This window comes from Nakamurella deserti (assembly GCF_003260015.1).
GTDB classification, from domain to species: domain Bacteria; phylum Actinomycetota; class Actinomycetes; order Mycobacteriales; family Nakamurellaceae; genus Nakamurella; species Nakamurella deserti.
Map to the genome: position 1 here is coordinate 504,968 of NZ_QCXS01000003.1, position 12,352 is coordinate 517,319.

At 71.5% G+C, this 12,352-nt stretch carries 9 protein-coding genes; 4 read left to right on the top strand and 5 right to left on the bottom strand.

The features are described 5' to 3' along the window. The first annotated feature begins 257 nt into the window (after positions 1 to 257). Positions 258 to 1,154, top strand: coding sequence for a 3-hydroxyisobutyrate dehydrogenase (mmsB, locus tag DB033_RS15545; protein WP_111767828.1), 897 nt, complete (start codon positions 258 to 260; stop codon positions 1,152 to 1,154). Between the two features lie 36 nt (positions 1,155 to 1,190). After that, positions 1,191 to 2,627, top strand: a complete 1,437-nt coding sequence (locus DB033_RS15550) for an MFS transporter (protein WP_111767829.1) — start codon at positions 1,191 to 1,193, stop codon at positions 2,625 to 2,627. Positions 2,628 to 2,749: 122 nt separating this feature from the next. Here DB033_RS15550 and DB033_RS15555 read toward each other — a convergent pair whose 3' ends face one another. Next, the gene (locus DB033_RS15555) at positions 2,750 to 3,886 is read right to left on the bottom strand and encodes a zinc-binding dehydrogenase (protein WP_205843936.1); all 1,137 of its coding nucleotides are present in this window, start codon (positions 3,884 to 3,886) and stop codon (positions 2,750 to 2,752) included. Positions 3,887 to 4,164: 278 nt separating this feature from the next. Here DB033_RS15555 and DB033_RS15560 point away from each other — a divergent pair, with 278 nt between their 5' ends. Then, on the top strand, positions 4,165 to 5,187 hold the full coding sequence (locus tag DB033_RS15560; RefSeq protein ID WP_111767831.1) for an LLM class flavin-dependent oxidoreductase: 1,023 nt from the start codon (positions 4,165 to 4,167) through the stop codon (positions 5,185 to 5,187). A 63-nt stretch (positions 5,188 to 5,250) separates the two neighbouring features. On the opposite strand, the gene DB033_RS15565 is transcribed toward DB033_RS15560, so the two are convergent. The 3 genes from DB033_RS15565 to DB033_RS15575 all read right to left on the bottom strand — a co-directional run bounded on the left by DB033_RS15565 (position 5,251) and on the right by DB033_RS15575 (position 8,634). Beyond that, positions 5,251 to 5,730, bottom strand: a complete 480-nt coding sequence (locus DB033_RS15565) for a hypothetical protein (RefSeq protein WP_157970727.1) — start codon at positions 5,728 to 5,730, stop codon at positions 5,251 to 5,253. A gap of 225 nt (positions 5,731 to 5,955) precedes the next feature. Continuing rightward, a complete protein-coding gene (gene groL / locus DB033_RS15570; protein ID WP_111767833.1) occupies positions 5,956 to 7,575 on the bottom strand; it encodes a chaperonin GroEL in 1,620 nt (539 codons plus the stop codon). 246 nt (positions 7,576 to 7,821) lie between these two features. Further along, positions 7,822 to 8,634 (bottom strand): serine/threonine-protein kinase, encoded by an 813-nt coding sequence (locus tag DB033_RS15575; protein ID WP_111767834.1) that lies wholly within the window; start codon positions 8,632 to 8,634, stop codon positions 7,822 to 7,824. A gap of 85 nt (positions 8,635 to 8,719) precedes the next feature. On the opposite strand from DB033_RS15575, the gene DB033_RS15580 reads away from it, so the two are divergent. Continuing rightward, on the top strand, positions 8,720 to 10,444 hold the full coding sequence (locus tag DB033_RS15580) for a Mur ligase family protein (protein WP_111767835.1): 1,725 nt from the start codon (positions 8,720 to 8,722) through the stop codon (positions 10,442 to 10,444). A 183-nt stretch (positions 10,445 to 10,627) separates the two neighbouring features. On the opposite strand, the gene DB033_RS15585 is transcribed toward DB033_RS15580, so the two are convergent. After that, on the bottom strand, positions 10,628 to 12,283 hold the full coding sequence (locus DB033_RS15585; RefSeq protein WP_111767836.1) for an HNH endonuclease: 1,656 nt from the start codon (positions 12,281 to 12,283) through the stop codon (positions 10,628 to 10,630). Positions 12,284 to 12,352 lie beyond the last annotated feature (69 nt).

A 12,352-nucleotide genomic window follows, 5' to 3' on the forward strand; every position in this document is an offset into this window, starting at 1 on the left:
GGCGAACCTGGCGCGTCCGCATCAGCCTAAGCACCCGGACGGCAACCGGCATCGGCACCAGCGGGCCCGGCCGGCCGATCCGACTCGATTCGGACAACTCCGCGCGGTGGGGTTGATTACCGGGCTGGAAGGGACACAATGGTGCGGCTGGGAACTGCGAGGCGCCGTCATCACCGAGGCGCCGGCAGCGGGCGCGCCGGAGCAATCGGACGATCGACCCGCTGGAACCGCGTTCCCGGCGACGACGAGGAGGACCCGTGGTCCGCATCGGTTGGGTCGGGCTGGGGAACATGGGCGCGCCGATGGCGGCCAACCTGGTCCGAGCCGGACACGTCGTCAAGGGCTACGACGTCAGTGAGACCGCGTCCACGGCCGCCGCCCGTCACGGCGTCGAGGTGCAGCGATCCATCGCGGGGACGGTCACCGACGCCGACGTTGTCTTCACCATGCTGCCGACGGGCGCCCATGCACGGGACGTCCTCCTGGGTGGGGACGGGGTGCTGAGCTCCGCGCCCACGACGGCGGTGGTGGTCGACTCGTCGACCATCGACATCGCGACCGCGCGCGACCTGCACGCCGCCGCCCGGGAATCAGGCCACGGCTTCCTCGACGCGCCGGTCTCCGGCGGCGTCTCCGGGGCGGCCGCCGGCAACCTGACCTTCATGGTCGGAGGAGATGCCGACGTGCTGGCCGCGGCCAGCCCCGTCATCGACGTCCTCGCCGGCAGGGTCGTCCACTGCGGCGGCCCCGGAAACGGGCAGGCCGCGAAGATCGCGAACAACATGATCCTCGCCATCTGCCTCCAGGCCACCTGCGAGGGTGCCGTTCTCGCCGAGCGACTCGGGCTCGACAGCGCCACGTTCCAGCAGCTCGCCGCGGCCTCCTCCGCCGACAACTGGGCACTGCGTACCTGGTATCCGGTCGCCGGCGTGGTCGAGACCGCCGCGTCCAACCGTGATTTCACCCCGGGATTCTCCACGGCCCTGCTGCGCAAGGACGTCGGTCTCGCGCTGCAGGCAGGGAAAGAGACCGGGACCGACCTCAGCTTCGCCGCGGCTGTCGCAGCGCGACTGGATGTGCTCATCGAGAAGGGATGGGCGGACAGGGATTGTTCCATCCTGGTCGACCTGGTTCTCCGATCGCGGACCGCTTGACCCGTTCAATCACCGACAATCGCAAGGAGCTCAACGATGAGTGAAGCGACTGGGGCATCCGTCCCCGGCCAGGTCTCAGCGGACGAGACACCGCCTGCAGGCCCGACGAACCTGAAGAAGGTCGTCGCGGCGTCCATGGCCGGGACGGTGGTCGAGTGGTACGAGTTCTTCGTCTACGGAACGGCGGTCGCGCTGGGCGTCTTCAGCGTGGTCTTCTTCCCCGGCGAGACGGCTCGCACCGGTCTGATCTACGGCTTCTCCACCTACGCCGTGGGTTTCGTCGCCCGGCCGCTCGGCGGCCTGGTGTTCGGGCACTTCGGTGACAAGTTCGGACGCAAGAAGCTGCTGCAGCTGTCCATCTTCATCGTGGGTGTGGCGACGTTCCTCATGGGCTGCATTCCGAGCCACGCGACGATCGGCTTCGGCGCACCGCTGCTGCTGGTCATCCTGCGCTTCATCCAGGGCTTCGCGGTCGGTGGTGAATGGGGCGGCGCCGTACTGCTCATCTCGGAGCACTCACCGAACAACCGCCGGGCGTTCTGGGGCAGCTTCCCGCAGGTGGGCGTCCCGCTGGGCAACCTGATCGCCACCGTGGTGATGCTCGTTCTGAACGCCACCCTCTCCGAGGAGGACTTCTTCAGCTGGGGCTGGCGTGTCGCGTTCTGGCTGTCCGCGGTGATCGTCTTCGTCGGCTGGTGGATCCGGCGCAGCGTCGAGGACGCGCCGATCTTCAAGGCGGCGAGCGCGCACGAGGAGGAGATGATCGCGCACCGCCCCGCTTTCGTCGACGTTTTCCGGCTGTACCCGCGCGAGATCATCATCTCGATGCTCTGCCGGGCCGGTGAGAACGTCTTGTACTACACGGTCGTCACGTTCTCCATCACCTATCTGACCGGCATCGGCATCAAGCCGCTGACCATCCTCACGTTCATGCTGATCGCCCACGCCGTGGAGTGCGTGTGGATCCCGATCGTCGCGACCTGGGCGGACAGGATCGGCCGGCGGCCCATCTACATGCTGGGCGCGGTGCTGATGATCGGCTACGCCTGGGTGGGCTTCCTGCTGTTCGACGGCAGCCGCAACGGCGGATCCCCGCTGTGGTTCACCCTCGGGCTGCTGGTCGGAGTCCTGGTGCACGGCCTGATGTACGCGGTGCAGCCGGCCCTGATGAGCGAGATGTTCCCGACCAAGATCCGCTACACCGCGGTGTCCATCGGTGCCCAGCTGACCAGCGTGTTCTCCGGCTCGGTCGCACCTCTCATCGGTGTCGCACTGCTGAGCAACGTCGCTGCGAAAGGGACCGCGATCACCGACGAGAACTCCGACTGGTCCAAGGTCGCGATCTACGTCGCCATCATGGGCGTCGTGTCGTTGATCGGCACGATCCTGTACAAGGAGACGAAGGGCACCAGCCTGGCCGACGTGGACGCGCTGGACCGGCGTCAGGTGTCCATCAGCGGCGCGCGTCGGTAGCGCGACGAGAGAAGGGGCGGGTGCCGCATTCCGGCGCCCGCCCCTTCATCGTCCCCGCCCCTTCATCGTCGATGGGTGGGTCTGCGTGCCGGAGGTCCACACCGCACGCAGCCGTGCGCGGGTCAGTCCTGCATGGCGACGATGGCGCGGCCGGTGATCTCACCGCGGGCCAGTGCCTGGTAGGCCTCGTTCGCTTCCGCCAGCGTGTACCGCCGGGTGACCGCGGTCTCGACGTCGAACGAGCCGTCGGCGGCCAGCTGTACGACACGGGCGAGGTCCTCCCGCGTGCGGGCGCCGAAGGAGCCGATCACCCGCTGACCGCGGCGGACGAGGGGCGTGATCTCGATCTGGGCGCTCTCCACGCCGGCCGCGATCCCGATGGCCACCATCCGGCCCCCGTCGGCCAGCATCCGGAACGCCTGGGTGAAGGTCTGGGGCCGGCCGAGGGCCTCGAACGCGGCATCGACGCCGACCCCGCCGGTCAGCTCGCGGACCGCCGCGACCGCGTCGGTCTCGCTGGAGTTGACGACCTCGTGCGCACCGAGCGCCCGTGCGGCCTCGAGCTTCTCGGCACTGACGTCGACGGCGATGATCGGCGAGGCACCCGCAGCCCGAGCGACCTGGATGATCCCCGAGCCGACACCGCCCACGGCCACCACCGCCACCGACTCCCCCGCCGTGAGCTCCGCCGCGCGGTGCACCGCTCCGTAGGCGGTGAAGGCGGCGCACCCGAGAATGGCCGCCTGTTCGGCGGCCAGTCCGGCCGGGAGGCCGGCCAGCGCGGCGATCGGCACCACGGAGTACTCGGCCAGCCCCGCCATCGAGTACATCGCCAGTGGCGTCCCGTCCTCGCGGGCGAGGCGGGTGGTGCCGTCGTACAGCGTGCCGTTCAGGCGGTTCTGGTTGAAGAAGTTGGCGCACAGGTCGTCCCGGCCGCGCCGGCAGGCGTCGCAGGTGGTGCAGGGCATGATGAACGCGCCGACGACGGCCTGCCCCTCGGTGAGATCCCGGCGGTCGGCGGTGCCCTCGCCGAACGCCACGACCGTCCCGCTGACCTCGTGCCCGAGCACCGCCGGTCCGGGGAAGCGCACCTCACCCTTGAGGACGTGCAGATCGGTGTGGCAGACGCCGCACGAGACCACCTTGATCAGGACCTCGTCCCGACGTGGTGCGGGCACCGGGATGCGTTCGAGCCTGAGCTCCGGAGCGTCGCCCGGCCACACGGCGGCCAGCATCGTCGGGGGAAGTGCATCTGGCATGGGGACTCCTTCGTACCGGCCGGCCGTCAAGGCGCGGCGTGCGGCGCGGCGCCTCTTGGCCGTCGTCGGTGACGTCTGCGATGCCCTCCCAGTATCGCCGGTCCGGGCGTTGCGGACACGCTGGACGCGGAACCACCCGGACGGACGTGCGGATGGGGACCGCAGCGGACGGCACCCGGGGCACGGGGCACGGGGCACGGGGCCTGTCGGAGGCGGCGGCCGGGCAGCAGCCCGGCGCGACTACCGTGGCGGTGCCCGAACCACCTGGAGGAGGACCGATGCCGCGTCCCGGCGAACCACTGCGCAACCTGGGCTTCCTGACCATCGGCGTCTTCGACGGGGCAGACCCCGGCCCGGGGCACGAGAGCCTGCTGCGGACGATCGAGCTCGCCGAGGACCTGGGTTACGACAGCGTGTGGCTGCGGAACCGGCACCTGCAGTTCGGCGTCTCGTCGCCGGTCGCGGTGCTGGCGGCGGCGTCCCAGCGGACCTCGCGGATCCAGCTCGGTACGGCGGTGATCCCGCTGGGCCTGGAGAACCCGTTCCGGTTGGCCGAGGACCTCGCCACCGTGGACCTGCTGTCGCACGGCCGGCTGCAGCCGGGGGTGTCGGTGGGCACCCCGATGCGTTATGACAGCTTCCGCACCGCGCTGTACCCCGAGACCCACGACGTCGAGAACTTCACCAAGGACCGGGTGCTGCGATTGCTGGCGTACCTCCGGGGCGAGCCGGTGAGCGATTTCGAGGGCGTGGAGGGCATCGAGACCTGGTCCCGGACCGTGCAACCGCACTCCGCGGGCCTCGCCGAGCGGGTCTGGTACGGCGGAGGGCTCGAGTCCGCGGTGTGGGCCGGTCAGCAGGGCGTCAACTACCTGACCAGCTCGGTGGTGACCACGGCCGCGTCGTCGTCGACCGATTTCGCCACCATCCAGGCCGAGCAGATCGACGCCTACCGGGCCGCCCACGTCGCCCCCGGGCGCGCCCGCGTCTCCCAGGGGCTGGTCGTCATCCCGACCGACACCGCCACCCCCGAGCAGGTCCGGATGTACACCGCCTACGCCGAGAGCCGCTTCGCCCGGACCCTGGCGCCGCAGGGACCGCGGAAGATGCTGTTCGCGCCGGACCTGGTGGGGACGTCCGAGCAGATCGCCGAGGCGCTGTACGCCCACGCCGGCTTCCAGCGGGTCGACGAGGTCGCCTTCGCCCTGCCGTTCAGCTTCTCCGAGCCCGACTACCGGCAGATCATCGGCGACATCGCCACCCACCTCGGGCCGGCGCTGGGCTGGTCGCCCGCGAGTTGACGGCGCCCGCCGGACACGATCGATGATCAGACCTTGATGAAAATCAACCCGAACGGGTGCGGATCACCTGTATTGCGTGCACATGGTTGCGGCGTGAGCTGAGCCACCCGGCGCTGGGCAATCGGGGAGATGCCGTTGGCACTGCTCCCTGCGCGATGCAGTGATCGGCGTCGATCCGAGCGATCGCGGTCCGTCCGGCACCCACGGTGCCGCCGGTGACTGACGGCGCTCCCGAGCACCATCGAGGGGTCCGTCCTTCCGGCCGGGCGGCAGGTCGTCGAAGCCGCTGACGGGGCGCTGGACCGGGCGCACCCGCAGGACGCCGTCGCGGAGGCCGACCTCGGACCCTGGCCCGGCCTCGCTGCGCAGGTGCGCGTCGAGTTGCACGGTGAACAGCAGGAACGCCCGCTCGAGCGGGTCGGTGACCTCCGGGTGGACCGACCGGGCGGCATCGGCGGTGCGGGCGAGGTGCGCGCGCAGCTGCGCCTCGTCGAAGGCGAGCCGCACCGGTGGGTCGAAGGTCCGGCCGCCGAAGGAGCGCACGACACCGTAGCGGCCGTCATCGGCCCAGGTCAGCTCGATCGACGACGTCCAGTCGCCGGCGTGGGCGAGCCTGTCCGTGAAGGGCTCGGGCGGGTGGTCGCCCGGCCGGTGATGCCGCATGACGGTCCCCTCTGACGGATTACGGAGCCCCGGAACGCCCGAAGGCCCGCCCCGGCGAACCGGGAACGGGCCTTCGGTGGTGCGGTCGAACAGGTGGGGCTGGACTCAGAAGTCCATGTCCCCGCCGGGGCCGGCCGGGGCGGCCGAGGCCTTCTCCGGCTTGTCGGCGACGACGGCCTCGGTGGTGAGGAACAGGGCCGCGATCGAGGCTGCGTTCTGCAGCGCCGAGCGGGTGACCTTGGCCGGGTCGATGATGCCGGCCGCGATCAGGTCCTTGTACTCACCGGTGGAGGCGTCCAGGCCCTCGCCCGCGGGCAGGTTGCGGACGCGCTCGGCGACCACACCACCTTCGAGACCGGCGTTGATCGCGATCTGCTTCAGCGGCGCCTCGACGGCGACCTTGACGATGTTCGCGCCGGTGGCCTCGTCACCGACGAGCTCCAGGGTGGCGAACGCCTTGGTGGCGGCCTGCAGCAGACCCACACCACCACCGGCGACGATGCCCTCTTCGACAGCGGCCTTCGCGTTGCGGACGGCGTCCTCGATGCGGTGCTTGCGCTCCTTGAGCTCGACCTCGGTCGCGGCACCGGCCTTGATGACGGCCACGCCGCCGGCCAGCTTCGCCAGGCGCTCCTGCAGCTTCTCGCGGTCGTAGTCGGAGTCCGACTTCTCGATCTCGGCGCGGATCTGCTTGACCCGACCGGCGATGGCCTCGGCGTCGCCGGAGCCGTCGACGATGGTGGTCTCGTCCTTGGTCACGACGACCTTGCGGGCGGAGCCGAGCAGCGCGATCTCCGCGGTCTCGAGCTTCAGTCCGAGGTCCTCGGTGATGACCTGGCCGCCGGTCAGGATCGCGATGTCCTGCAGCATGGCCTTGCGGCGGTCGCCGAAGCCCGGGGCCTTGACGGCGACGGACTTGAAGGTGCCACGGATCTTGTTGACCACCAGGGTCGCCAGGGCCTCGCCCTCGACGTCCTCGGCGATGATCAGCAGCGGCTTGCCGGACTGGATGACCTTCTCCAGCAGCGGCAGCAGGTCCTTGACGTTGGCGATCTTCGAGCCGAACAGCAGGATGTAGGGGTCGTCCAGGACGGCCTCCTGACGCTCCTGGTCGGTGGCGAAGTACAGCGAGATGTAGCCCTTGTCGAAGCGCATGCCCTCGGTGAGCTCGAGCTCGAGGCCGAAGGTGTTGCTCTCCTCGACGGTGATGACACCTTCCTTGCCGACCTTGTCCATCGCCTCGGCGATGAGCTCGCCGATGGAGGAATCGGCGGCGGAGATCGAGGCGGTGGCCGCGATCTGCTCCTTGGTCTCGACGGGCTTGGCGTCGGCGAGCAGCTGGTTGGAGATGGCCTCGACGGCCTTCTCGATACCGCGCTTCAGACCCAGCGGGTTCGCGCCGGCGGCGACGTTGCGCAGCCCTTCGCGGACCAGCGCCTGAGCCAGGACGGTCGCGGTCGTGGTGCCGTCACCGGCGACGTCGTCGGTCTTCTTGGCAACTTCCTTGACGAGCTCGGCCCCGATCTTCTCGTACGGGTCCTCGAGCTCGATCTCCTTGGCGATCGACACACCGTCGTTGGTGATGGTCGGCGCGCCCCACTTCTTCTCCAGCACGACGTTGCGGCCACGCGGGCCGAGGGTCACCTTGACCGCGTCGGCGAGGGTGTTCATGCCCCGCTCGAGCCCGCGGCGGGCTTCCTCGTTGAAGGCAATCAGCTTTGCCATGAGGTGTACGTCCTCCAGATTGGGTGTCCGCCGCCGTGCCGGAACGGCCGGGGCGGGTGACATGCAGTTGTGGTGGTGCAGATGGGAGCCGGCTCCGATGCCCGCGACGGACGCCCGGTGCCGCGGCGGAGCCGCGTGGCCGGACTCATCGAGTCGACTGGCACTCGAACGTGCTGAGTGCCAGTTCCAGGTTTAGCACTCTCACCCATCGAGTGCAAGAAAACAGGAGGTGTCGGGACGGTGCCGTCAGCAGCCGGCGAGGGCCGTCCGGGCCGCGTCGGCCAGCTCCTCCGGGCAGGCCGGCCGACGGGCCGGATCGGTGTGCAGACCGGCGGCGATGACCCGGTCGATGCGGTCCGGCAGGCCGGTGATCGCGGCCAGCGACGGCGCCCGTCCGCGCAGGTGTCCGCCGATGACCTCGGTGAGCCGTCCGGCGAACGGTGGCCGGCCGGCGAGCAGCGCGAACAGCACGCAGGTGAGCGAGTAGACGTCGCTGCTCGGACCGATGGACGTGCCGCGCAGGTGCTCCGGGGAGGCGTAGTTCGGGGTGCCGACGAAGTCCGACCGGGCGTCCGGGGCCGCGTCCTGGAGGCCGTAGTCCATCAGGAAGACATGGTCAGGGCGGTCGCGGGCGAGCAGCACGTTGGCCGGTTTGACGTCCAGGTGCAGCAAGCCGCGCCGGTGCAGCGCGGCCAGCGCGCCGGACAGCTGACCGAAGATCCCCATGGCCCCCACCGGCCGGAGCCCGCCGGAGCGCAGCGCGGTCTGTACATCGCTGCCGACGACGAGCCGCATGGCGACGAACAGCCGGCCGGCGGCCTCCCCGATCTCGTAGATGGGGATGACGTTGGGATGGTCGATGGCGCAGACCTGCCGGGCGAAGCGGGCCCGGATCGCCGGGTCGGCGCTGACGCGGGGGTGCATCACCTTGCAGGCCACCTCGTCGCCGGACCGTCGGTCCCGCGCCCGGTAGACCGTGCTCATCCCGCCGCGGCCCAGGACGTCCCCGAGGGCGTAGTCGCCCAGCGCCGTCCCGGCCAGCTCGGCCCCGTCCCCCATGGCCGTCGAGGCTAGGGCGGCCGGTCCTCAACCGGCGGGAGGCGGGCCGCGGACCAGCCCAGATGCCCCCATTAGGGTTACCGCCATGACGGCAGCCTCCCCCGGTTCCGAGATCGCCCCCGTCGAACTGCGGGTGCTGACCGGACCGAACCTGTACTTCACCCGGCCCGCGGTGAAGCTGACCCTGGACGCGTCGGCGGCGCTGGCCGCGGACGCCGCGGTCATGCTCGGGTGGCAGCAGGCGATCGCGCCGACGGCGTCGGCGGTGGGCCTGCCCGGCTCCGAGGTCCGCGCGCGGGCGGTGGCCGAGCTCGCGGCGGCCCTGGTGCGGCGGATCGCCGCGGGGATCCGGCGGCGGGTGCCCGCGGTGGGGCGTCCCGGCGACGACGACACGGTGGTGGCGGCGTTCCCGTTCAAGCACCAGGATCTGGCGGAGGCGTTCGGCGAGGCGGTCGCGGCGGCGTTCGGCGCCGTCACCGTGCAGGGCGCCGACCCGAAGACGGCCGTCGCCGCCGCGCGGCAGCGCCTCCGGGACGTTCCGGTCGGCCCGGTGACCCGGCCGCTGCGTCCGGCCATCCCGGTGATCGCGGTGACCGGCACCAACGGCAAGACCACCACCACCCGACTGATCTCGCACCTGGTCCGGACCGGTGGCAGGATCCCCGGGTGGTCGTCGACGGACGGCATCGTCATCGACGGCGAGGTGGTGGAGACCGGCGACTGGTCCGGGCCGGGCGGCGCCGCCCGGGTGCTCGAGGACCCCAGGGTGCAGGTCGCGGTGACCGAGACCGCCCGGGGTGGCATCCTGCTCCGCGGCATCGGGCTGGCGGTCAACGACGTGTCGGTGGTGACCAACATCAGCGCCGACCATCTCGGCACGCTGGGGGTGCACACCGTCGAGCAGCTCGCCGAGGTCAAGTCGGTGGTCCCCCGGATCACCCGACCCACCGGCTGGGCGGTGCTCAACGGCGAGGACGACCTCGTCTACGCCATGCGGGGGGTGACCCGGGCCCGGGTCTGGCTGTACGCGACCGATCCCGAGAACCCACGGCTGGCCGAGGTGCTCGACGCCGGCGGCCGGGGGATCACCGTGCTGGACGGCGAGATCGTCGTGCTGGAGCGGGGCCTCGATCCGGTGCGGGTGATCGCGGTGGCCCGGGTGCCGCTGACCCTGGGCGGAGCGTCCAGGGTGAACCTGGCCAACGTGCTCGCGGCGACGGCCGCGGCGCTGGGCATCGGCTGCGACCTGACGACGGTGCGGGCCGGGCTCTCGACCTTCGCCGGGGACGCGGCCCACAACGCCGGGCGGCTCAACTGCTACCTGGTGGGCGACTCGGTCGACGACAGCACCGTGGTGATCCTCGATCTGGCGCACAACGAGGCCTCGCTGGCCTCGCTGCTGGAGGTCGGCGGCGCATTCCGCCGGCCGGGTGGCGAGCTGGTGACGATCGTCGGGACGGCCGGCGACCGTCCGGACGAGGCGATCCACGCGATGGGTTCGATCGCCGCGCGGCACGCGGATCGGGTGCTGATCGCGGACAAGGCCAAGTACCTGCGCGGCCGCGCGCCGGGCGAGATGGCCGAGCTGTGGCGGTCGGGCGCCACCGAGGCCGGCGTGGTCGACGTGCCGGACTTCGCCGACGAGCTGACCGCGATCCGCTCGGTGCTGGACGCCGGCCTGCCACCGGGATCGGCGATCGCCGTGTGCACCCTGGAGCAGCGCATCGAGAGCGTCGAGGAGATCACCACCCGGGGGGGCCATGAGCTGACACCAGGGGAGATCCTCGACCGGGTGTCGGGACGGGCGTAGGGGCATCACGCGGTCCGGGCGGTGGGTGCGAGGCCGTCGCCGAGCGGTGGTCGGGACAGGCGCTGGGACGGGTGCCGCGAGACGCGCCGGCGCATCACGCGGTCCGGGCGGTGGGCGCGAGGCCGTCGCCGAGCGGTGATTGGGACAGGCGCTGGGACGGGTGCCGCGAGACGCGTAGGCGCATCAGGCGGTCCGGGCGGTCCGGGCGGCGGAAGGTAGACCGTCGCCGTGCCGGGCTGCTGAACCGGGCGCGGGCGGCGGGATGCTGCGGTACCGGTGCCCGGTCGGGGTGGCGGTGGTGATGGCCCCCTCGGTATCCGTCGTCATGCTCCAGCCCGGCGCCTCCTTGATCTGATTGCAGGCGGCGCACCGTCCGGCGCCGTTGCCCAGCGCGGTGACCCCGCCCCGGGCGTGCGCCTGCGTGTGATCGGCGTGCTGGATGGGTGCCCCGCACCACGGAGTGCGGCAGACCTGGTCGCGCGCCACCAGGACCTGTCGTGCGGGGTGCGAGAACAGACGGCGGCGACTGTCCGCGTCGGCAATCCTGCCGGTGGCGTCGGCGTAGAGCCGCCGCACCCAGGTCGTGGTGTGCGGGTCACCGCCCCGCGCGAGATGCCTGGCCAGCGGCGCAGGCACCGGCCCGAAGCCGGCCAGGATCGCGGGCTCCGGGTCGTCGCTGAACAGCGTGCGATCGGTCATCAGCAGTTGGATCTCGAGCTGCACGCCCGCCGGGATGTCGGGCAGCCCTTCGGTCAGGAACCCAGCCGGACCGGTGTCGTCGGCGGTGCCGAGCTCGGCGCTGGACGGCTCACCGTCGGCCCCTCGCTCGTCCTGTCCGAGGACTGCCGGCACGGCGAGCGGCTCTGCGCCGGACGCACGCCCGGTCCTGGCGGCATCGCCGGTCCCGGCGGCGGAACCGGTCGCAGCGGCCGAACCGATCCCGGCGGCGCTCCCGGTCGCCGCGGCGGAGACAGTCACAGCGGCACTGCCGGTCGCCATGGCAGCACCGGCGCGGGCGACCGCCCCAACACCGACCGATGGCACCCCGACTAACGGCACCGAAACCAGCCGAGCCACCAGTGCGTCCGCCATCAGCGCACCCCTGCCGCGCGCATCCCCGGAAGCGGTCGCGGAAGCCGCATGCCGGGTGAGCGCGGCGTAGGCGGCGACCCCGTGGACCGCGGGAAGCAGTGCGGTCAGGTAGGTCATCGTGTCGGGCGCGGGCCGCAGCGTGACGCACCGGTCACCGACGGCCTTCCGCGCACGCCGCACGGCCTGATCGGGGTCGAGCCGGTAGCCGATACGCGCTGCCTCGGACCGGGCCCGGCCAGGACTGAGGGTCCCCAGCCGGGCCGCCAGTTCGGCGTCCACCTTCGCGCGATGCTCGCGACTCAGGGTCGCCGTCTCCGCCACGACCAGCAGGGCCTGGTACTCGTCGATCCGCCCCCCGCGCAACGCCGCCATCGTCGACGGCATCTCGGTCGTCAGGACCTCGGCCAGTCCCACCAGCCGGGCACCCACCCGCGGGCTGACCCGGCGGGCCAGACCGATCTGCGCGCCGATGTCACGGCGCACCGCCGCGCCCCGGTCGTCGTCGCGGGCCTTCAGCGGCGCGAGCTCGGCCTCACGGAAGGCGGCGAACTCGGCGGTGAAGTGCGCCTGCGCGGCGGACGCCACCGACTTGAGCGTTTCCAGCGCACCGATCAGGTCGATCAGCTCGGCCGCCGTGTGCTGCCCGACCTCGTCCTGGGCGGGTTGCAGCCTCCGGCCCAGCGCGGCGATCAGCGCCGGCACCGTCACCGTGCCCGTCTCGCCCCCCGGCGTCAGCTTATCGAACATGTGTTCGATTCTAGCTCTTCGTCGACCGCCGGGGAAAGAGTTGTCCCCCGCCGTCTCGACGGCCGTTGG

Bases quoted from the DNA above. Each gene is read 5' to 3' on its own strand.
- DB033_RS15550 (WP_111767829.1), top strand. From the start codon at position 1,191: ATGAGTGAAGCGACTGGGGCATCCGTCCCCGGCCAGGTCTCAGCGGAC.
- DB033_RS15585 (WP_111767836.1), bottom strand. From the start codon at position 12,283: ATGTTCGATAAGCTGACGCCGGGGGGCGAGACGGGCACGGTGACGGTG.
- groL (WP_111767833.1), bottom strand. From the start codon at position 7,575: ATGGCAAAGCTGATTGCCTTCAACGAGGAAGCCCGCCGCGGGCTCGAG.
- DB033_RS15580 (WP_111767835.1), top strand. From the start codon at position 8,720: ATGACGGCAGCCTCCCCCGGTTCCGAGATCGCCCCCGTCGAACTGCGG.
- DB033_RS15575 (WP_111767834.1), bottom strand. From the start codon at position 8,634: ATGGGGGACGGGGCCGAGCTGGCCGGGACGGCGCTGGGCGACTACGCC.
- DB033_RS15555 (WP_205843936.1), bottom strand. From the start codon at position 3,886: ATGCCAGATGCACTTCCCCCGACGATGCTGGCCGCCGTGTGGCCGGGC.
- DB033_RS15560 (WP_111767831.1), top strand. From the start codon at position 4,165: ATGCCGCGTCCCGGCGAACCACTGCGCAACCTGGGCTTCCTGACCATC.